The sequence below is a fragment of the Actinacidiphila paucisporea genome, assembly GCF_900142575.1.
GTDB lineage: Bacteria > Actinomycetota > Actinomycetes > Streptomycetales > Streptomycetaceae > Actinacidiphila > Actinacidiphila paucisporea.
Genome location: NZ_FRBI01000001.1, coordinates 1 through 19,051 on the forward strand (window position 1 = coordinate 1; position 19,051 = coordinate 19,051).

The 19,051-nt window shown below is 72.0% G+C and carries 18 protein-coding genes; 12 read left to right on the plus strand and 6 right to left on the minus strand.

The genetic code is table 11. The features are described 5' to 3' along the window. From BUE44_RS00005 to BUE44_RS00015, 3 genes are all read right to left on the minus strand, one after another. A partial coding sequence (locus BUE44_RS00005; RefSeq protein WP_073492191.1) for a 2-oxoacid:ferredoxin oxidoreductase subunit beta occupies positions 1-895 on the minus strand: 895 nt, incomplete at its 3' end. Then, positions 892-2,853 (minus strand): 2-oxoacid:acceptor oxidoreductase subunit alpha, encoded by a 1,962-nt coding sequence (locus BUE44_RS00010; protein WP_073492193.1) that lies wholly within the window; start codon positions 2,851-2,853, stop codon positions 892-894. The genes BUE44_RS00005 and BUE44_RS00010, both read right to left, overlap by 4 nt. 168 nt (positions 2,854-3,021) lie before the next feature. Continuing rightward, positions 3,022-3,681, minus strand: a complete 660-nt coding sequence (locus BUE44_RS00015) for a response regulator transcription factor (protein ID WP_073493322.1) — start codon at positions 3,679-3,681, stop codon at positions 3,022-3,024. Between the two features lie 161 nt (positions 3,682-3,842). Here BUE44_RS00015 and BUE44_RS00020 point away from each other — a divergent pair, with 161 nt between their 5' ends. Continuing rightward, a complete protein-coding gene (locus BUE44_RS00020; protein WP_073492195.1) occupies positions 3,843-4,814 on the plus strand; it encodes a quinone oxidoreductase family protein in 972 nt (323 codons plus the stop codon). A gap of 31 nt (positions 4,815-4,845) precedes the next feature. Here the strand turns inward: BUE44_RS00020 and BUE44_RS00025 are convergent, their stop codons facing one another. Both BUE44_RS00025 and BUE44_RS00030 read right to left on the minus strand, forming a co-directional pair. Beyond that, entirely contained in the window at positions 4,846-6,198 is a 1,353-nt protein-coding gene (locus BUE44_RS00025; protein ID WP_407639977.1) for a sensor histidine kinase, read from the minus strand. Positions 6,199-6,421: 223 nt separating this feature from the next. Continuing rightward, positions 6,422-7,648 carry a sensor histidine kinase gene (locus BUE44_RS00030; protein WP_073492199.1) on the minus strand — a complete coding sequence of 409 codons (1,227 nt, stop codon included), beginning with the start codon at positions 7,646-7,648 and terminating at the stop codon, positions 6,422-6,424. Between the two features lie 205 nt (positions 7,649-7,853). Here BUE44_RS00030 and BUE44_RS00035 point away from each other — a divergent pair, with 205 nt between their 5' ends. The 11 genes from BUE44_RS00035 to htpX all read left to right on the plus strand — a co-directional run bounded on the left by BUE44_RS00035 (position 7,854) and on the right by htpX (position 18,541). After that, positions 7,854-8,255: an NADH-quinone oxidoreductase subunit A gene (locus BUE44_RS00035; protein ID WP_073492203.1), complete on the plus strand. Its 402-nt coding sequence runs from the start codon at positions 7,854-7,856 to the stop codon at positions 8,253-8,255. Further along, positions 8,246-8,914, plus strand: a complete 669-nt coding sequence (locus tag BUE44_RS00040; RefSeq protein WP_073492204.1) for an NADH-quinone oxidoreductase subunit B — start codon at positions 8,246-8,248, stop codon at positions 8,912-8,914. The genes BUE44_RS00035 and BUE44_RS00040 overlap by 10 nt, the downstream gene beginning before the upstream one ends. Beyond that, on the plus strand, positions 8,911-9,849 hold the full coding sequence (locus BUE44_RS00045; RefSeq protein ID WP_079189360.1) for an NADH-quinone oxidoreductase subunit C: 939 nt from the start codon (positions 8,911-8,913) through the stop codon (positions 9,847-9,849). The genes BUE44_RS00040 and BUE44_RS00045 overlap by 4 nt, the downstream gene beginning before the upstream one ends. Next, positions 9,846-10,808 carry a complex I subunit 1/NuoH family protein gene (locus BUE44_RS00050; RefSeq protein WP_073492206.1) on the plus strand — a complete coding sequence of 321 codons (963 nt, stop codon included), beginning with the start codon at positions 9,846-9,848 and terminating at the stop codon, positions 10,806-10,808. Before BUE44_RS00045 ends, BUE44_RS00050 begins: the two co-directional genes overlap by 4 nt. A gap of 68 nt (positions 10,809-10,876) precedes the next feature. Further along, the gene (locus tag BUE44_RS00055) at positions 10,877-11,452 is read left to right on the plus strand and encodes a 4Fe-4S binding protein (RefSeq protein ID WP_407639978.1); all 576 of its coding nucleotides are present in this window, start codon (positions 10,877-10,879) and stop codon (positions 11,450-11,452) included. Beyond that, positions 11,449-12,081, plus strand: coding sequence for an NADH-quinone oxidoreductase subunit J family protein (locus BUE44_RS00060; protein ID WP_073492210.1), 633 nt, complete (start codon positions 11,449-11,451; stop codon positions 12,079-12,081). Before BUE44_RS00055 ends, BUE44_RS00060 begins: the two co-directional genes overlap by 4 nt. Continuing rightward, a complete protein-coding gene (gene nuoK, locus BUE44_RS00065; protein ID WP_073492213.1) occupies positions 12,081-12,476 on the plus strand; it encodes an NADH-quinone oxidoreductase subunit NuoK in 396 nt (131 codons plus the stop codon). Before BUE44_RS00060 ends, nuoK begins: the two co-directional genes overlap by 1 nt. Beyond that, positions 12,473-14,461 carry an NADH-quinone oxidoreductase subunit 5 family protein gene (locus tag BUE44_RS00070; protein WP_073492215.1) on the plus strand — a complete coding sequence of 663 codons (1,989 nt, stop codon included), beginning with the start codon at positions 12,473-12,475 and terminating at the stop codon, positions 14,459-14,461. Before nuoK ends, BUE44_RS00070 begins: the two co-directional genes overlap by 4 nt. Before the next feature lie 6 nt (positions 14,462-14,467). Then, entirely contained in the window at positions 14,468-16,033 is a 1,566-nt protein-coding gene (locus tag BUE44_RS00075; protein ID WP_073492217.1) for a complex I subunit 4 family protein, read from the plus strand. Continuing rightward, positions 16,033-17,544: an NADH-quinone oxidoreductase subunit N gene (locus BUE44_RS00080; RefSeq protein ID WP_073492219.1), complete on the plus strand. Its 1,512-nt coding sequence runs from the start codon at positions 16,033-16,035 to the stop codon at positions 17,542-17,544. Before BUE44_RS00075 ends, BUE44_RS00080 begins: the two co-directional genes overlap by 1 nt. A gap of 148 nt (positions 17,545-17,692) precedes the next feature. Beyond that, a complete protein-coding gene (htpX, locus tag BUE44_RS00085) occupies positions 17,693-18,541 on the plus strand; it encodes a zinc metalloprotease HtpX (protein ID WP_073492221.1) in 849 nt (282 codons plus the stop codon). 23 nt (positions 18,542-18,564) lie between these two features. Here the strand turns inward: htpX and BUE44_RS00090 are convergent, their stop codons facing one another. Further along, complete coding sequence (locus tag BUE44_RS00090; protein WP_073492223.1) at positions 18,565-18,969, minus strand: YccF domain-containing protein; 405 nt, start codon at positions 18,967-18,969, stop codon at positions 18,565-18,567. Between the last annotated feature and the right edge of the window lie 82 nt (positions 18,970-19,051).

Here is a 19,051-nt window from a genome sequence, read left to right on the forward strand (position 1 = left end):
CGAGGCGGGTCAGGGCGAAGGCGGTGGTGGGGCTGGTGGCGTGGGCGTCGTGGATGAGGATCTGGTCGGGGTTGGTGGTGGTGGTGTCCACGACGGTCAGGTCGCCGGTCGCGGGGTCGCGGATGACGCCTTTGGAGCCCAGGCCGTCGGGTGCGGGGGTGCCGAAGCGGATGGGTTGGCCGTGTTCGAGGCGGATGAGGGCCTCGTGGGCGGTCGCGGAGTCTTTCAGGGCGTCGAAGGCGCCGTCGTTGAAGATGTTGCAGTTCTGGTAGATCTCCACCAGTGCGGTGCCGGGGTGGTCGGCGGCGGCGCGCAGGACGGACTGGAGGTGTTTGCGGTCGGAGTCGATGGTGCGGGCCACGAAGCTTGCTTCGGCGCCGATGGCCAGGGAGAGGGGGTTGAAGGGGGCGTCCAGGGATCCCATGGGGGTGGACTTGGTGATCTTCCCGGTCTCCGAGGTGGGGGAGTACTGGCCTTTGGTCAGGCCGTAGATGCGGTTGTTGAACAGCAGGATCTTGAGGTTGACGTTCCTGCGCAGGGCGTGGATGAGGTGGTTCCCGCCGATCGAGAGGGCGTCGCCGTCGCCGGTGACGACCCAGACCGACAGGTCGCGGCGGGAGGTGGCAAGTCCGGTCGCGATGGCGGGGGCGCGGCCGTGGATGGAGTGCATGCCGTAGGTGTTCATGTAGTACGGGAAGCGGGAGGAGCAGCCGATTCCTGAGATGAAGACGATGTTCTCGCGGGCCAGGCCGAGTTCGGGCATGAAGGACTGGACGGCGGCCAGGACGGCGTAGTCGCCGCAGCCGGGGCACCAGCGGACTTCCTGGTCGGATTTGAAGTCTTTCATCGTCTGTGTGGCGGTGGCTTTGGGGACCAGGGTCAGGGCGTCAGTCATGGCCGAATCTCCTTCATGATCCCGGTGATGGCCTGGGCGAGTTGTTCGGCTTTGAAGGGCAGGCCGGTGACCTGGGTCAGGGAGCGGGTATCGACCAGGTAGGCGGCGCGCAGCAGGTGGGCGAGCTGGCCGAGGTTCATCTCGGGGACGATGACCTGCCGGTAGCCGGCCAGGGTGTGGGCGAGGTTGGCGGGGAAGGGGTTGAGGTGGCGCAGGTGGGCCTGTGCGATGGGTGTCCCGGTGCGGCGGATGCGCCGGACCGCGGCGGTGATCGGCCCGTAGGTCGACCCCCAGCCCAGCACCAGCGTCGTGGCCTCACCGGTGGGGTCGTCGACCTGGAGGTCGGGGACGGTGATGCCGGCGATTTTGGCCTGCCGGGTGCGGACCATCAGGTCGTGGTTGGCCGGGTCGTAGGAGATGTTGCCCGTGCCGTCCTGCTTCTCGATCCCGCCGATACGGTGTTCCAGGCCCGCGGTTCCGGGTACCGCCCAGGGCCGCGCCAACGTCTGCGGGTCGCGCAGGTAGGGCCAGAAGGTTTGCGTCCCGTCGGGGTCGGTGTGGTTGGGGGCGGTGGCGAAGTCCACCCGCAACTGGGGGAGTTCGCTGACCGCGGGGATGCGCCAGGGTTCGGAGCCGTTGGCGAGGTAGCCGTCGGAGAGCAGGAAGACCGGGGTGCGGTAGGCCACCGCGATACGGGCGGCTTCCAGGGCGGCGGTGAAGCAGTCCGCGGCGGTGGCCGGGGCGATCACCGGGACGGGTGCCTCACCGTTCCTGCCGTACATCGCCTGCAGCAGATCGGCCTGCTCGGTCTTGGTGGGCATGCCCGTCGAGGGGCCGCCGCGCTGGATGTCGACCACCAGCAGCGGCAACTCCAACGACACCGCGAGCCCGATCGTCTCGGACTTCAGCGCGACCCCGGGACCGGAGGTCGTGGTGACCGCCAGTGCCCCGCCGAACGCCGCGCCCAGGGCCGCGCCGATCGCGGCGATCTCGTCTTCGGCCTGGAAGGTCCGCACCCCGAAGTTCTTGTGGCGGGACAGTTCGTGGAGGATGTCGGAGGCCGGGGTGATCGGGTAGGAGCCCAGGAACAGCGGCAGGCCCGACTGCTTCGATGCGGCGATCAGCCCGTAGGACAGGGCCAGATTCCCCGAGATGTTCCGGTAGGTGCCCGGCGGGAATGCCGCCGACGCCGGTGCGACCTCGTAGGACACCGCGAAGTCCTCGGTGGTCTCCCCGAAATTCCAGCCCGCCCGGAATGCCGCCACGTTCGCCGCCGCGATATCCGGCTTCTTCGCGAACTTCCGCAACAGAAACGCTTCGGTGCCCGCGGTCGGGCGGTGATACATCCACGACAGCAATCCCAGAGCGAACATGTTCTTCGCCCGCTCGGCGTCTTTCCGTGCGAGGCCGGAGTCTTTGAGGGCCTCCAGGGTCAGTGTCGTCAAGGGCACCCGGTGGACCGCGAAGCCGGCCAGCGAGTCGTCGTCCAGCGGGCTGGCCGACCAGCCGACCTTCGCCAGCGCCCGCCGGGTGAACTCGTCGGTGTTCACGATGACCTCCGCACCCCGCGGCAGATCACCCAGATTCGCCTTCAACGCCGCCGGATTCATCGCGACCAGCACATCCGGTGCGTCCCCCGGGGTGAGGATGTCATGGTCCGCGAAATGCAACTGGAACGACGACACCCCCGGCAACGTCCCCGCGGGCGCCCGGATCTCCGCCGGGAAATTCGGCAACGTCGACAGATCATTACCGAACGACGCCGTCTCCGACGTGAAACGATCACCCGTGAGCTGCATACCATCACCGGAATCACCAGCGAACCGGATAATCACCCGGTCGAGGCGCCTGGTTTCTTTGGCCGGTTTGCGCTGATCACCTGATGCGTCGACGTCGACAACGATCGGCGGCTCTTCCGCGGTCCCCGCGGGGATGGGGCTGCTGACCTGGCTGGTCACTGAAACGGACCTCCTTCGAGGCGGCGGCTCACCGGTCATCGTACGGCGGTAAGGCTCGCCTTCCCCGGACGTCCGGGCAACTGGGAGGCGCGCGTACGATCCAATGTCCCAGCACGTGAGACGCCGTCTCGCCCACCGATACGCCTGCGGGAGCGAAGCCCGCGTACCTCAGGAGTTGAGGTAGGTGAGCACCGCCAGCACCCGACGGTGATCCCCGTCACTTGGGGCCAGGCCCAGCTTCAGGAAGATGTTGCTGACGTGCTTCTCCACCGCCCCGTCGCTGACCACCAGCTGCTTGGCGACGGCCGAGTTCGTACGCCCCTCGGCCATCAGGCCGAGCACCTCGCGTTCTCGCGGAGTGAGATGGGCCAGCACATGCTGCTTGCGGCTGCGGCCGAGCAGCTGGGCGACCACCTCGGGGTCCAGGGCGGTACCCCCCTCGGCCACCCTGACCACGGCGTCCACGAATTCGCGGACGTCGGCGACGCGGTCCTTGAGGAGGTAGCCCACCCCGCGGCTGCTGCCCGCGAGCAGCTCGGTCGCGTACTGCTCTTCCACATACTGAGACAGCACCAGGACGCCGACCTCCGGGTGCTCCCGGCGCAGCTGCACCGCCGCGCGGACGCCCTCGTCGGTGTGGGTGGGGGGCATCCGGACGTCGGCGACGACCACGTCGGGTGCCGCGCCCTGCGCCGCGAGTTCGTCGACCGCCTTGATCAGGCCGACCGCGTCGCCGACACCGGCCACCACGTCGTGGCCGCGATCGGTCAGCAGCCGCGTCAGACCGTCCCGCAGCAGTACCGAATCCTCGGCGATGACCACTCGCACCTTGTCCTCCACCGTTCCGCGCTCCCCCGTGTCCGACTGACCCGACCAGCATCCCAGCATCGGCGGGCCAATGGGGAATACGGTTGCCGTGGGCAAGGTTGCGCCCGACAGCCGGGTGGGCGCCGCGATCTGACGCGCGGCGGCCAGGGAGAGGAGTGCGCGTGCACGCGGTCGGATTCGACGTCAACGGCGGCCCCGAGGTGCTGCGGCAGCTGGAACTGCCCGCTCCCGCGCCAGGACCTGGGCAGGTGCTCGTCCGGGTCGCGTACGCCGGCGTCAATTACGGCGAACTCCAGCACGTGCTGGGCGACTTCGGGCCGCCCAGCGGGCCGCGCGGGGTGGACGTGCCCGGGTTCGAGGTCTCCGGCGTGATCGCCGCGCTCGGGCCCGGCGTCGGCGGCCTCGCGGTCGGCGACCCGGTCGCCGCGTACCTGCCGGACGGCGGCGGTTACGCCGAATACGCCGTCGCGTCCGCCGAGTTCGTCTTCCCGCTGGACGGGATATCGCTGCGGGACGGCGGCGGCGCCGCCCTCGTCCTGACCACCGCCTACGGCGTCCTGACCGGCGCGGCCCGGCTGCGGGCCGGCGACACCGTCCTGATCCACGCGGCGGCCGGCGGAGTCGGCTCCGCGGCCGCGCAGATCGCCCGGGCACTGGGCGCCGCCGCGGTGCACGGGACCGTGGGATCGGCGGAGAAGGCCGCCTACGCCAAGCGCTTCGGCTACGACGCGATCCACCTCAGGGACGCCTTCGCCGACCGGCTGCGCGACCTCGACGTCGTCCTCGACCCGGTCGGCGGCACGACCCGGCTCGCCAGCCTTGCCCTGCTGGCCCCCTTCGGCCGGCTGGCCGTCTACGGCGAGGCGGCCCGCGAAGGCGACCTCACCCTCCCCGTGCTCCCCTTCTGGAAGAGCAACCGCTCCCTGACCGGCTACAACATCGCCGACCTCGCGCGCCGCGCCCCCCGCACGGTCCGCGGCCACGCCCTCTCCGCCTTCGCCCTGCTGGCCTCGGGCGCGATCCGCCTCGACGTCACCGCCGAACATCCGCTGCCGGAGGCGGCCGCCGCCCTCGCGGCCATGCGGGCCGGGCGCACGGTGGGCAAGACGCTCCTGGCGGTGGATCCGCGCTGAGCCGCCCCCCGCCCGCGCGACCCGGGAAGGGTCACGCCCGCCAGGGCAGCTCGGCGGTGATACGGGTCGGGCCGCCGGCCGGGGAGTCGACGGCCAGGACACCGTCGACGGAGTCGAGGCGTTCCGCGAGGCCGGCCAGGCCCGAGCCGGCCGCCAGGGAGGCGCCGCCGCGCCCGTTGTCGTAGACGTAGAGCATCAGCCGGTCCTCGACCTGCCAGACGTCGACCGAGGCGCGCGCGGCGCCACTGTGCTTGCTGACGTTCTGCAGCAGTTCCGAGACGGTGAAGTAGGCGATGCCCTCGATGGCGGGCACGGGCCTGGCCGGCAGGTCGACGGTCACGGTGACGGGGACGGTGCAGCGGGCGGCGACCGCGGACAGCGCCGCGTCGAGGCCGCGGTCGGTGAGGATCGCCGGGTGGATGCCGCGGGCGAGGTCGCGCAGCTCCTGCAGGGCGATCTTGACCTCGCCGTGCGCCTCCTCGACCATCGCGGCGCCGACCGCCGGGTCCTCCAGCAGCTTCTCCTTGGCCAAGCCCAGGTCCATGGCCAGGGCCACCAGCCGGGCCTGGGCGCCGTCGTGCAGGTCGCGCTCGATGCGCCGCAGGTCGGCGGCCGCGGTGTCGACCACGACCCCGCGGTCGGACTCCAGCTCGGTGACCCGGTCGTCCAGCCGCGACGGCCCGAGCAGGCCGTGGACCAGGATCCGGTCCACGTGCGCCATCCCGCGGATGGCCCACGGAGTGACCAGCACCAGCAGCCCGCCGACGACCACGCACAGCACCATGTCCGCCGGGGTGTGCAGCCACCAGCCGTGCCGGCCGTCACCGCTGCCGTAGATCTGCAGCCCGTCCTGCCCGAAGTAGACCGGGAAGACCCAGCGCCAGAGCGGGTACGTCAGCAGGCCCCACCCGTAGGTGAAGAGGCTGACGGAGACGGTGAAGGTGATGATGCCCCACGGGAAGTGCAGCAGGGTGTAGATGGCGTGCCGCCAGTTGACGCCGCTGCCGAGCTGGGCGCCCATCCGGGCCAGGAAGCCGCGGCCCTTGGTGCGGACCGGCCCCGGCTCGTCCACGTCCAGCAGCAGCAGCGCACGCGCCCGGCCGCGCTCGACCCGCCCGATCGCCCGGCACCCGCCGAGTGTCAGCACCAGCAGCGGCAGACCCACGAAGGTGATGAGCAGGCCCGCGCTGAGCGAGAGCATCGTGACGGTCCACACGAAGCCGGTGATCGCCATCGGCAGGTTCAGCAGCGCGTAGCCGAACTCGCGCCAGGTCCGCGCCTCGAAGGGCGCGCGTATCGCGGCCGGGACCCTGTGCCGCGCCTGCTCTTGCCCCTGGTAGCCGTACGCCATGGTCGGACCCGTCCTCTCCGCACTGCTTGTCATACCCCCCACCTTGGCCTTTCGCCGCCGCGGGCCCCATGGTGCGCATCGGTCTCTTGGGGGTGGGGCTACCCCTACCAGCCCCGAGGACGGCGCTTCCCCCACCGCGGACGGCAGCGCTCTACGGCCGGCGGAAGTCCCGGTTGCGGAAGCGCTCTACGGCCGGCGGAGGTCCCGGTCGCGGAAGTGCTCTATGGCCCGCGGAGGTCCCGGTCGCGGAAGTGCGCTACGGCCGGCGGAAGTCCCGGTTGCGCCAGGGGAGTTCGGCCGTGACGACGGTCGGGCCGCCCGGCGGGGAGGCGACGACGAAGAGCCCGTCGACGGAGTCGAGGCGTTCAGCGAGGCCGGCCAGGCCCGAGCCGGCCGCCACGTCGGCGCCCCCGCGCCCGTCGTCGCGGACCTGGGCCATCAGCCGGTCCGCGTCCCGCCAGACGTCGACGGAGGCGTGCCCGGCGCCACTGTGCTTGCTGACGTTCTGCAGCAGCTCCGAGACGGTGAAGTAGGCGATGCCCTCGATCGCCTCCGCCGGCCTGGCCGGCAGGTCGACGGTCACGGTGACGGGGACGGTGCAGCGGGCGGCGACCGCGGACAGCGCCGCGTCGAGGCCGCGGTCGGTGAGGATCGCCGGGTGGATGCCGCGGGCGAGGTCGCGCAGCTCCTGCAGGGCGATCTTGACCTCGCCGTGCGCCTCGTCGACCATGCGGGCGGCGGCCTCGGGGTCTTCGAGCAGCTTCTCCCGCGCCAGGCCCAGGTCCATGGCCAGGGCGACCAGCCGGGCCTGGGCGCCGTCGTGCAGGTCGCGCTCGATGCGCCGCAGGTCGGCAGCGGCGGTGTCGACCACCACCCCGCGGTCGGACTCCAGCTCCGCGATCCGCTGCTCCAGCTCGTCCGACGGCTGGAGCAGCCCGCGGACGAGCGCCCGGTCCACTGCCGACATCCCGCGGGACAGGAACGGCAGGACGGGCCAGGCGACGAAGAGCGAGGTCAGCGTCACGACGAAGGTGACGATGCCCCACGGCAGCCGGATCGCCAGATACAGCGCGTGCCGCCAGGCCACCGGGTCCTTGAGCGTCACCCACAGCCAGGGCAGGAAGCCGAAGGTGCCGGGCCGCAGCGGCCGCGGCTCCTCGATCTGCACGCCCAGCAGCGCCCGCGCCCTGGCGCGCTCCACGGCGCCGAGCATCCGGCAGCCGATCAGGCTCACGGAGAGCAGCGGCAGCCCGATCACGGTGACGGACAGCCCCGCGCCGACCGACAGCGTGGTGACGACGTAGACGAAGCCGACGATCGCCATCGGGAGATTCAGCAGCAGGTTCAGGATCTCCTTCCACGTCACGGCGTCGAAGGCGAAACGCGGCGGCGGGAGGGGCGCACCGCCGGACCGGTCGGCCCGGTCGGCCGCCGTGGCCGTGGCCGTGGCGCTGCTGTATGTCGAGGGCGGCGAGGCGTTCATGACACCAGCCTGCCGGGGAAGCGGCCTCCCGCGCCATGGGGTGAGTAGGCCGGACGTGGGTGGGGTTATCCCCAGGTCGGCCGGTACGGGGACGGCCCGGGGCCGGAAGGCACCGGCGGCGGATGGAGCCGATCAGGCCAGGGCCTAGACTCCCTCCGTATAGATCGGCTAAAGATCCACCGGATCAACTGGACACCACCGGTCGATGAGTGAACGAGTCAACGAGGGGCGGACGGACGTGGACTACTTCCACGGCTACTCGGTGGTCGGCCTGGTCGCGGTCGTCGGTGTGCTCTTCGTGTCCGTCGCCTTCGCCTCCGGCCGCCTGCTGCGGCCGGTCGTGCCGACGCCGGAGAAGATGCTCACCTACGAGTGCGGGGTCGACCCGGTCGGCGGGGACTGGGCGCACACCCAGATCCGCTACTACGTGTACTCCTTCCTGTACGTGATCTTCGCGGTCGACGCGATCTTCCTCTTCCCCTGGGCGACGGTCTTCGCCGCGCCCGGCTACGGGGGCGCGACGCTGGTGGAGATGTTCGTCTTCCTCGGCTTCCTCGCCGTCGGGCTGCTCTACGCCTGGAAGAAGGGCGTCCTGGAATGGACCTGACCCCCGCCGCCCCGGGCGCCACCCCGGCCGATCCCGCCGCCTCGGGCGCGCCGGGCGGTGCCTCCGTCGCGCCCCCCGAGCTGCTGCCCGAGCCGCGCCGGCTCGGCACGCTGTCCCGGCTCGCGCCGCAGCCCATGAAGGTGGTCCTGAACTGGGGCCGCCGCTACAGCCTGTGGGTCTTCAACTTCGGGCTCGCGTGCTGCGCCATCGAGTTCATCGCCGCGTCCATGTCGCGGCACGACTTCATCCGGCTCGGCGTGATCCCCTTCGCGCCGGGGCCGCGGCAGGCCGACCTGATGATCGTCTCGGGCACGGTGACCGACAAGATGGCGCCGGCCGTCAAGCGGCTCTACGAGCAGATGCCCGAGCCGAAGTACGTCATCTCCTTCGGCGCCTGCTCCAACTGCGGCGGCCCGTACTGGGACTCGTACTCGGTGACCAAGGGCGTCGACCAGATCATCCCGGTCGACGTCTACGTCCCCGGCTGCCCGCCGCGGCCCGAGGCACTGCTCCAGGGCATCCTCAAGCTCCAGGAGAAGATCGCCCGCGAGTCGCTGGGGGAGCGGTACGCGCCCGCCAAGCCCTCCGTCCAGGCGCTGACCAGCGGGCTCGTCACCGCGCCCGCGCCGCCCGCCGCGGACGCCGGGGACACGCCGTGACCGGTTGGCTGCCGCGCGAGGCCGCGGACATCTTCGGCGCGGGCGCCACCGCCGAGGAGGCGTACGACCTGTTGACCGTCGACGTGCCGCCCGAGTCGTGGGAGGCGGCGCTGACCACCGCCCGCGACGAGCTGGGCTGCACCTTCTTCGACTGGCTGAGCGCGGTCGACGAGCCCGGCACCGGTTTCCGGGTCTGCGCGCACGTGGTGGCCCTGGGCGGCGGCTCGGAGGGCGGCGGCGTACGGCGGCTGCTGCTGCGTACGACCGTCGGGTACGACGACCCCGCCCTGCCCACCGCGACCGGCGTCCACCCGGGCGCGGCCTGGCACGAGCGGGAGACGCACGAGATGTTCGGCGTCGCCTTCACCGGGCACCCCGGTCTCGCGCCGCTGCTGCTGCCCGAGGAGTTCGAGGGGCACCCGCTGCGCAAGGACTTCGTGCTCGCCGCCCGGGTCGCCAAGGCCTGGCCGGGTGCGAAGGAGCCGGGGGAGTCGCACGACGGCGGCCCCAAGCGGCGGCAGATGCAGCCGCCCGGGGTGCCCGACCCGAACGAGTGGGGCCCGCTCAAGGGCCAGCTCCCGCCGGCCCCCGCCCGCCCGGCCCGCGCCGCCCGTGGCGCCGCGGCCCCCGGCGAACGCCCGGCCCGCCGCGCCCGCAGCGTGACCGAGGGCTCCGCGAGCCAGGGCCAGGACGCGCCCTGGCAGCGCCCGGCTCCGGAGAAGCCGGCTCCGCAGGAGCCGCCGGCCGGGACTCCGGCCGCACCGCCGGCCCCGGAGGCCCCCGCCCCGAAAGACCCGTCCCCGGGGGCCCCGGCCCCGAAGGACCCGGCTCCGCAGGAGCCGCCCGCGCCCGAGCCGCCCGCCGCTGAACCGGCGCCCGCGCCTGAAGCGCCCGCGCCGAAGGAACCGCCCGCAGAAGGAGGCGATCCCGCATGAACGACACGCTCGACGTCGTGCTGCGGCTGATCGCCGTCCTCGTCGTCTTCCTGGTCCTCCCGCTGCTGGTCGGCCAGACCGAGCACAAGGTCATGGCGCACATGCAGGGCCGGCTCGGCCCGATGTACGCCGGCGGTTTCCACGGCTGGGCGCAGCTCGTCGCGGACGGGGTGAAATTCGCCCAGAAGGAGGACATCGTCCCGGCCGACGCCGACCGCCGGGTCTTCCAGCTCGCGCCTGCCGTGGCCCTGCTGCCGTATCTGCTGGTGCTCATCGCGATCCCGGTCGGCCCCGACGGCTTCGTCGGGCAGACCGTGGACGCCGGGCTGATCTTCGTCCTGGCCGTGATGGGTGTCGGCGTGCTCGGCTCACTGATGGCCGGCTGGGCGTCGGCGAACAAGTTCTCGCTGCTCGGCGGCCTGCGGACGGCCGCCCAGCTGATGGCGTACGAGCTGCCGATGCTGCTGACCGCCGCCTCCGTGGCGATGGCGGCCGGCACCCTGTCGCTGCCCGGCATCGTCGACGGCTACCACTGGTGGTGGACGCCCTGGCAGCTCGTCGGCGGCGTCGTCTTCTTCACCGCCGGGCTCGCCGAACTCCAGCGGCCGCCGTTCGACATGCCGGTCGCCGACTCCGAGATCATCTTCGGCGCCTACACCGAATACACCGGGCTGCGCTTCGCGCTGTTCCTGCTCGCCGAATACGCCGGCATCGTCGTGCTGTGCGCACTGACCACCGTGCTCTTCCTCGGCGGCTGGCACGGCCCGTGGTCGGGCAGCGCCGGGTGGCTGTGGACACTGGTCAAGACCGCGCTGCTGGCCTTCGTCGTGATCTGGCTGCGGGTCAGCTACCCGCGGCTGCGCGAGGACCAGCTGCAGAAGCTCGCCTGGACCGTGCTCATCCCGCTGTCCCTCGCGCAGATCGCCCTCACCGGCGTCGTCAAGGTGGTGATCTCCTAGCCATGGCTCCTCTCTCCGGCATTCCAGGGTCCGGTCTCGCCAAGGGCCTGGCCGTCACCCTGCGGACCATGACGAAGCGTTCCGTCACCGCCCAGTACCCGGACGCGCTGCCCGAACTCCCGCCGCGCAGCCGCGGCGTGATCGCGCTGTTCGAGGAGAACTGCACGGTCTGCATGCTGTGCGCGCGCGAGTGCCCCGACTGGTGCATCTACATCGACTCCCACAAGGAGACCGCCCCGCCGGCCGCTCCCGGCGGGCGCGAGCGCAGCCGTAACGTGCTCGACCGATTCGCCATCGACTTCGCCCTGTGCATGTACTGCGGTATCTGTATCGAGGTGTGCCCCTTCGACGCGCTGTTCTGGTCACCGGAGTTCGAGTACGCGGAATCGGACATCCTCGACCTGACCCACGAGCGCGACAAGCTGCGCGACTGGATGTGGACGGTGCCCGCGCCGCCCGCGCTCGACCCCGCCGCGGAGGAGCCGAAGGAGATCGCCGCGGCCCGCAAGGCCGCGGACAAGGCGGCAGCGGCCGCGGCCGCCGCGGCAGCGACTGCCGAGCCCGGGCAGGGCGAGCAGGCGGAGCAAGGCGAGCAGTCCGACCGGAGCGACCGGAGCGACGACCAGGGAAAGGGTGACGCGTGAACCTCAGCGCCGCCGCCCACCCCGGCTTCCTGTCCCCGACCGGCGTCGAGATCACCTTCGTGCTCATCGGCCTCGCCACCCTCGGCGCCGCCCTGCTGACGGTCACCACCCGGCAGCTGGTGCACGCCGCCCTGTGGCTGGTCGTCGCGCTCGGCGGCCTCGCCGTCGAGTACCTGCTGCTCACCGCCGAATTCATCGCCTGGGTGCAGGTCCTGATCTACGTCGGCTCCGTCGTCGTCCTCCTGCTCTTCGGCCTGATGCTGACCAAGGCGCCCATCGGCCGCTCCGCCGACGCAGACTCCGAGAACCGGCTTGTCGCCCTCGGCGTCGCGGCCGCCGCCGCGGCCGCCCTGGTGTGGGTGGTGGTGGACGCCTTCCGCACCACCTGGATCAATCTGCACGGCGCCGTGCAGGGTTCCTCCCGCGCCACCGGCGAGAGCCTCTTCCGGCACTGGGTGCTGCCCTTCGAGGCGCTGTCGGTGCTGCTGCTCGCCGCGCTGGTCGGCGCGATCGTGCTGTCCCGCCGCGACACCGGCTCCCCGGCCGACACCGCCACTCCGGCCGACACCGCCACTCCGGCCGACACCGCCGACGTCCCGGCCCCCGCCGCAGGCAAGGAGCACACCTGATGCACCTCGCCTATCCCGCCGTCCTCGCCGTCCTCCTCTTCTGCGTCGGCCTCTACGGTGTGCTCGCCCGCCGCAACGCGATCCTCGTCCTGATGTCCGTCGAGCTGATGCTCAACGCCGTCAACCTCAACCTGGTCGCCTTCGACGTCTGGCTGCGCGACACCCTGCACGCCGGCCAGGCGCTGACCCTCTTCACCATCACCATCGCCGCCGCCGAGATCGGCCTCGGCCTGGCGATCGTGCTGCTGGTCTTCCGCCACCGCGGCAGCTCCGACATCGACCGGCTCACCGGCCTCGCGGAACCGCACGGGCCCGAGGTCCCGCACGGGCCCGACGCAACCGACGCCAGGCCCGCACCCGCGGCCGACGACGAGAAGGCCGAGGCCACCGCGTGACCCTGATCGCCCTTGCCGCGCTCGTACCCCTCCTGCCCTTCCTGGCCGCGGCCGCCGGACTGCTGCTCGGCGGGCGCGCACCCGGCTTCGTCCGCCCGCTGGCCGTGCTGCCCGTCGCGACCTCCTTCGTGCTCGCCGCGGTCGTCGCCGCCCGGCAGGGCACCGGCGCCCCCACCGACGGCGCGCACCGGCTGACCGTCACCGGGTCCGTGCCGATCGACGTGGCCCTGCACCTGGACGGCTTCTCGGTCCTGGTCGCCGTCCTGGTCGGCCTGGTCGCGACCTGCGTGCAGCTCTACTCCGTCGCCTACCTGCGCGACGACCCGCGCTACCCGTCGTATGCCGCCCTGGTCTCGCTCTTCACCTCCGCGATGCTGCTGGTCGTCTACACCGGCGACCTGATGGTGCTGCTCGTCGGCTGGGAGGTGATGGGCATCTGCTCCTACTTCCTGGTCGGGCACTACTGGGAGACCGAGACCGCCCGCGCCGCCTCGATCAAGGCCTTCCTGGTCACCAAGCTCGGCGACGTCCCCTTCCTGATCGGGGTGTTCGCGCTCGCCTCCGACGCGCACACCTTCCGCATCACCGGCATCCTCGACGCCGCCTCCCACGGGCAGCTGCACCACCCCACCGTGGTCGCGCTGCTGCTGCTCGCGGGCGTCGCCGGCAAGTCCGCGCAGTTCCCGCTGCACACCTGGCTGCCCGACGCCATGGCCGGCCCCACCCCGGTGTCCGCGCTGATCCACGCGGCCACCATGGTCGCCGCGGGCATCTACCTGGTCGCCAGGCTGCTGCCGGTGTTCACCGCGTCGGCCGCCGCACTGGCCGTGCTCGCCGCGACGGCCGCCGTGACGATGGTCGGCTCCGCGCTCGCCGCCCTCGCGCAGGACGACATCAAACGCGTGCTGGCCTACTCCACGATCGGCCAGCTCGGCTACATGGCCGGCGCGCTGGCCGTCGGCGACCGCGACGCCGCCGTCTTCCACCTCCTCTCGCACGGTGCCTTCAAGGCCCTGCTCTTCCTGGGCGCGGGCGTCGTCATCCACGCCGCCGGCACCAACTCGCTCACCGCGATGTCCCGGATGGGCTCGCTCGGCAAACGCGTCCCCGACGCCATGTGGACCATGGGCCTGGCCCTCGCCGCCCTCGCCGCCCTTCCCCCGCTGTCCGGCTTCTTCTCCAAGGAGTCGGTGCTGCGAGCCGCCGAGCACGCCTCCTCCGGCGACACCGCGCACGTGCCGTCGGCGGTCGGCTGGACCGTGCTCGTCGCGGGACTGACCGCGGCCCTGCTCACCGCGGGCTACGCCACCCGGCTCTTCCTGCTGGCCTTCCGCGGCAGCGGCCCCGACGTCGCCGACCACGGCAGGCAGCCCGTCGTGATGACCACGGTGCTGTGGGTGCTGGCCGTCCCCACCCTGGCCTTCGGCGGCCTCACCTACCGCGAGCTGCCCGACTGGTTCGGCGGCGCCCCGCTCGGCCCGACCCTGCTCACCTCCGTCCTCGGTACCGGACTCGCCCTGGTGGGCGTCCTCATCACCTACGGCGCCTGGTCCGCGACCACCGCGACCCGCGGGTCCGTACCCGTAGGAGCGGTCGTCGCCGCCGATCCCGACGCGGAGCCCGCGCTCATCGAGATCGAGGCGGTGGCCACCCACGAGGAGATCTACGGCGACATCGCCGCCGCCGACGACCCCGGCGACCCGGGCCGGCTGCTGCTCGGCCCGCTGCACCCGCTCGCCGCCCACGGCTTCCGCCTCGACGCCGTCTACAGCGCGCTCTTCGTCCGCCCGGTGCTCGCCGCCGCGAACCTGGTCCGCTTCCTGGACCGCGAGGTCATCGAGACCTACGTCCGCGCCGCCGGCGGCACCCCGCGGCTGCTCGGCGCCGCCGTCCGCAGGGCCCAGAACGGAAACGTCCAGACCTACCTCAGCGCGCTGCTGGCCGGTGCCGTGGTGCTCGCCGTCCTCGTCGCCGTCGGAGGCTGAGAACCAGTGAACGACACCGCACTCCAGTACATCCTCGCGGCGATCGTCGTGCTGCCGCTGCTCGGCTCGGCCGGCGCCCTGCTCCCGCCGCCGCCGGGTCTGCGGGGCCGCGGCCCCGACCAGGCGGTGCTGCGGCACGGGGTGACCGTGACGGGCGCCGTCCTGATCCTGTCCGTCGTGCTCGCGGCCGGCTTCGACCACGACCACCCGGCGACGATGCAGGCCGGCACGGACCTCAACTGGATCCCCGCACTGCGGATCCACCTCCACCTGGGCATCGACGGCATCTCCCTTCCCCTCGTGGTGCTGACCGCGCTGCTGACCTTCCTGTGCGCGCTCTACTCCTACTTCCACCTGCCGGCCGGCGGCTCCGCCAAATCCTTCGTCGCGCTGCTGCTCCTGCTGGAAGCGGGCACGCTGGCCACCTTCTCCGTGCTCGACCTGATGCTGTTCTTCCTGGCCTTCGAGACGGTCCTCATCCCGATGTACTTCCTGATCGCCCGCTGGGGCGGCGGCGACCGGGAACGATCGGCCCTGCGCTTCATCGTCTACACCCTCCTCGGCTCCGTGATCATGCTGCTCGGCCTGCTCCTCATCGGGGTGAAAGCGGGCACATTCGACATGGTGGCACTCGCCACTGACAACGGGTCACACCTCAGTCACTCCACGCAGCTGATCGCGGTCCTCGCCATCGGCCTCGGCCTGGCGATCAAGGCCCCGATGTGGCCGCTGCACAGCTGGCTCCCGGACGCCCACACCGCCGCCCCCACCGTCGGCTCCGTGCTGCTGGCCGGCGTGCTGCTGAAGATGGGCACCTACGGCCTGGTGCGGATCGTGCTGCCCGACACGCCGGGCGGCATCCAGACCTTCGCCCCCTACCTGGCCGCCTTCGCCGTGGTCGGCATCATCTACGGCTCGCTCGCCTGCCTCGCGCTCGCCCGCCGCGGCAACGGCGGCGACCTCAAGCGGCTCATCGCCTACTCCTCCGTCGGCCACATGGGCTTCGTGCTGCTCGGCATCGCCTCGCTGAACGCCACCGGCGTCAACGGCGCGCTCTTCGCCAACATCGCCCACGGCCTGATCACCGGCCTGCTCTTCTTCCTGGTCGGCGCGGTCAAGGACCGCTACGGCTCCAGCGACCTCGACCAGCTCGCCGGACGCACCGGCGCCGCCCTCTACGGCCGCGCCCCCCGGCTCGGCGGCCTGCTCGCCTTCGCCGCCGTCGCCTCGCTCGGGCTGCCGGGCCTGGCCGGGTTCTGGGGCGAGATGCTCGCGATGTTCGGCGCGTTCGACCCCGGCCCCGGCCTGAGCCGCCCCGCGTACCTGACCTTCACCGCCATCGCCGCCTTCGGCACCCTGCTGACCGCCGGCTACCTGCTGACCGTGGTCCGCCGGGTCTGCATGGGCGACCGGGAGACCACCGAGCTGCGGCCCGCGCTCGCCGACGTCAAGGCGTACGAATTCGCCGCCTGGACGCCGCTGGCCGCCCTCACCGTCCTGGCCGGCCTGTGGCCCGCCGCCCTGCTCGGGCTCACCGACCCGGCCGTACGCTCCCTGCTCGGAGGCCACTGATGGCATCCCTCGTGCAGCCCGTCGACTGGACGGCGCTCACCCCCGTGCTCATCCCGGCCGCGCTCGCCGTGGCCGTGCTGGTCGCCGACCTCTTCCTGCCGGCGGAGCGCAAACCGCTGCTGGGCTGGGTCACCGCCGCCGGGCTCGCCGCCGCCGCGCTCACCGTGATCCCGCTGCGCGACGGGCACCGCACGACCTTCTGCCAGCCGGGAACCGGCGGCTGCTCCTACGCCGCCGACCACTTCACGCTGGTCATCCAGGTCCTGGTGCTGGGCGGGGCGCTGCTCACCGCGCTGCTGTCGATCGGCACCCTGGAGCGGATGCCGGCAGGTGAATACTGGTTCCTGCTGCTGTCCTCCGCCGCCGGCGCCGCCCTGCTGCCCGCCTCCCGCGACCTGGCCACGCTGATCGTCGCCCTGGAGGTGACGACGCTGCCCGCCTTCGCCCTGGTCGGCCTGCGCCGCGACGACCGGCTGTCCAGCGAGGCCGCCCTCAAGTTCTTCCTGACCTCGGTGACCGCCACCGCCGTCTCCCTGCTCGGCATCAGCTTCGTCTACGCCGCCACGGGCACCCTGCAGCTGAACGCCGTCGCGGCCGGCCTCACCCACACCCCCGACCAGCTGCACACCCTGGCCAGGGCCGGCGTCGCCCTCACGCTGGTCGGCTTCGCCTTCAAGCTGGCCGTCGCCCCCTTCCAGTTCTGGGTGCCCGACACCTATGCGGGCGCGCCGCTGCCGGTCGCCGCGTATCTGTCGGTCGTCGGCAAGGCGGCCGGCTTCTCGGGGCTGATCCTGGTCACCGTCGTCGCCTTCCGCCCGTATTCCCACGTGTGGGGCCCGGCGATCGGGGTACTGGCCGCGCTCACCATGACCGTGGGAAATGTCGGCGCCCTCCGGCAGCGGCCCCATGTGCCACGTGGCGCGGTGAGGCTGCTGGCCTGGTCCTCGATCGGCCAGGCGGGCTATCTGCTGGTCCCGCTCGCCGCCGCCGCGTCCGCCGACGACCCGGCCCACGAGATCGGCACCACCGTCGCGTACGCGCTGATGTACGCCGTGGTGAATCTCGGCGCCTTCGCCGTCGTCGCCCTGGTCGAGCGCACCGCCCCGCACAGTCGCCTCACCGACTACCGCGGCCTGTACGCCGCCCGCCCCGCCGCGGCCCTCGCGCTGGCCTTCTTCCTGCTGTGCCTGGCCGGACTGCCGCCCGGTGTGATCGGCCTGTTCGCCAAGGTCGCCGTCTTCTCCTCCGCGGTCGGCGCCCAGCACGGCTGGCTCGCGGTGATCATGGCGGTGAACGTCGTGATCGCCCTGGTCTACTACCTGCGCTGGACGGCCCTGCTCTTCACCGCGGCGCCGGAGCGTGCCGACGCGGTGGCGACCCCCGCGGGCGCGGTCGCGGTGCGCACCCCCGCCGGGCTCGCGCTGGCCGTCGCCCTGACCGCGGTGGCCGGCGTGGCCCTCTCGGGGGCCCCGCAGCTGATCCTGCGCTACGCCCAGGGCGCCCTGCTCTGACCGCTCCGGCCCCGGCCCGCGGGCCGGTCGCCGCCCGTACGCACCGGTAGGCACAAGGGAACTAGCGCCGCCCCGGTGGCGTTGAGCAGTGCAGGAGGTTCTCCTTAGGAAAGAGCACCCTCGGCACACCGCAGAATCTGGAGGGCACGTGCACCGCCGGCACAACGGGTTGAAGACCGCCGTACTCCTCGGTGGCCTGTCCGCACTCATCCTGGGCATCGGCAGCTTCTTCGGCCGGACCGGGCTCATCGTGGCGCTCGTCATCGCCCTGGGCACCAACGCGTACGCGTACTGGAACAGCGACAAGCTCGCGCTACGCGCGATGCGCGCCCGCCAGGTCAGCGAGTTCGAGGCGCCCGCGCTCTACCGGATCGTGCGCGAGCTGTCGACGGCCGCCCGGCAGCCCATGCCCCGGCTGTACATCTCGCCGACCGAGGCGCCCAACGCCTTCGCCACCGGCCGCAACCCGCGCAATGCCGCGGTCTGCTGCACCGAGGGCATCATGGCCATCCTCGACGAGCGCGAGCTGCGCGGCGTCATCGGCCACGAGCTGAGCCACGTCTACAACCGCGACATCCTCATCTCCTCCGTCGCGGGCACCCTGGCCTCCGTCGTGGTCTTCCTGGTCAACTTCGCCTGGCTCTTCGGCTCGGACGAGGACGAGGGCCCCGGCATCATCGGTCTGCTGCTGATGATGATCCTCGGCCCGATAGCCGCCTCAGTGATCCAGCTCGCCGTCTCCCGCTCGCGGGAGTACGAAGCCGACGCCTCGGGAGCCCGCCTGACCGGCGACCCGCTGGCCTTGGCGTCCGCCCTGCGCAAGCTCGACGCCGGCACGAAGCAGCGGCCGCTGGCGCCCGAGCCGCGCCTGGAGACCGCCAGCCACATGATGATCGCCAACCCGTTCCGCCCGGGTGACGCGTCCAAGTTCTTCTCGACCCACCCCCCGATGGCCGAGCGCATCTCCCGCCTGGAGCAGATGGCCGGCGGCCGCTGACGGACGGGCCTTGCGGAAGCGGGTCAGACGACCCTTCCGAAGGCCTCGTCACTCGGCACGATCTCCCGCCCCAGCGGCATCAGGGAGACCGGGATGAGCTTGAGGTTCGCCCAGCCGAAGGGGATGCCGATGATCGAGACGAACAGCGGGATGCTGGTGATCAGGTGCCCGAGGGCCAGCCACCAGCCCGCGAAGATCAGCCAGACCACATTGCCGGCGAAGGACGGCGCCCCGGCGTCGAGGCGCTCCACCGTCGTCCGGCCGAAGGGCCACAGGACGTAGCCGGCGATCCTCAGGGCGGCCACCCCGAAGGGGATGGTGACGATCAGCAGGAAGCAGATCAGGGCGGCGACGGTGTAGGCGATCGCCATCCAGATTCCGCAGAAGATCAACCACAGGACGTTCAACACCAACCTGAGTACACCCATGGTCAGCACCTCTACCCGTCTCTCGGCCATATCAGCCTGTCACCACCAGTATCCGACCACGACGTGGCCGGGCGGAAGCGGA

What these genes read in the sequence shown, in the direction of transcription:
- BUE44_RS00025 (WP_407639977.1), bottom strand. Translation starts at nt 6,198, where the DNA reads ATGACAAGCAGTGCGGAGAGGACGGGTCCGACCATGGCGTACGGCTAC.
- BUE44_RS00030 (WP_073492199.1), bottom strand. Translation starts at nt 7,648, where the DNA reads ATGAACGCCTCGCCGCCCTCGACATACAGCAGCGCCACGGCCACGGCC.
- BUE44_RS00035 (WP_073492203.1), top strand. Translation starts at nt 7,854, where the DNA reads ATGAGTGAACGAGTCAACGAGGGGCGGACGGACGTGGACTACTTCCAC.
- BUE44_RS00040 (WP_073492204.1), top strand. Translation starts at nt 8,246, where the DNA reads ATGGACCTGACCCCCGCCGCCCCGGGCGCCACCCCGGCCGATCCCGCC.
- BUE44_RS00050 (WP_073492206.1), top strand. Translation starts at nt 9,846, where the DNA reads ATGAACGACACGCTCGACGTCGTGCTGCGGCTGATCGCCGTCCTCGTC.
- BUE44_RS00055 (WP_407639978.1), top strand. Translation starts at nt 10,877, where the DNA reads ATGACGAAGCGTTCCGTCACCGCCCAGTACCCGGACGCGCTGCCCGAA.
- nuoK (WP_073492213.1), top strand. Translation starts at nt 12,081, where the DNA reads ATGCACCTCGCCTATCCCGCCGTCCTCGCCGTCCTCCTCTTCTGCGTC.
- BUE44_RS00080 (WP_073492219.1), top strand. Translation starts at nt 16,033, where the DNA reads ATGGCATCCCTCGTGCAGCCCGTCGACTGGACGGCGCTCACCCCCGTG.
- BUE44_RS00090 (WP_073492223.1), bottom strand. Translation starts at nt 18,969, where the DNA reads ATGGGTGTACTCAGGTTGGTGTTGAACGTCCTGTGGTTGATCTTCTGC.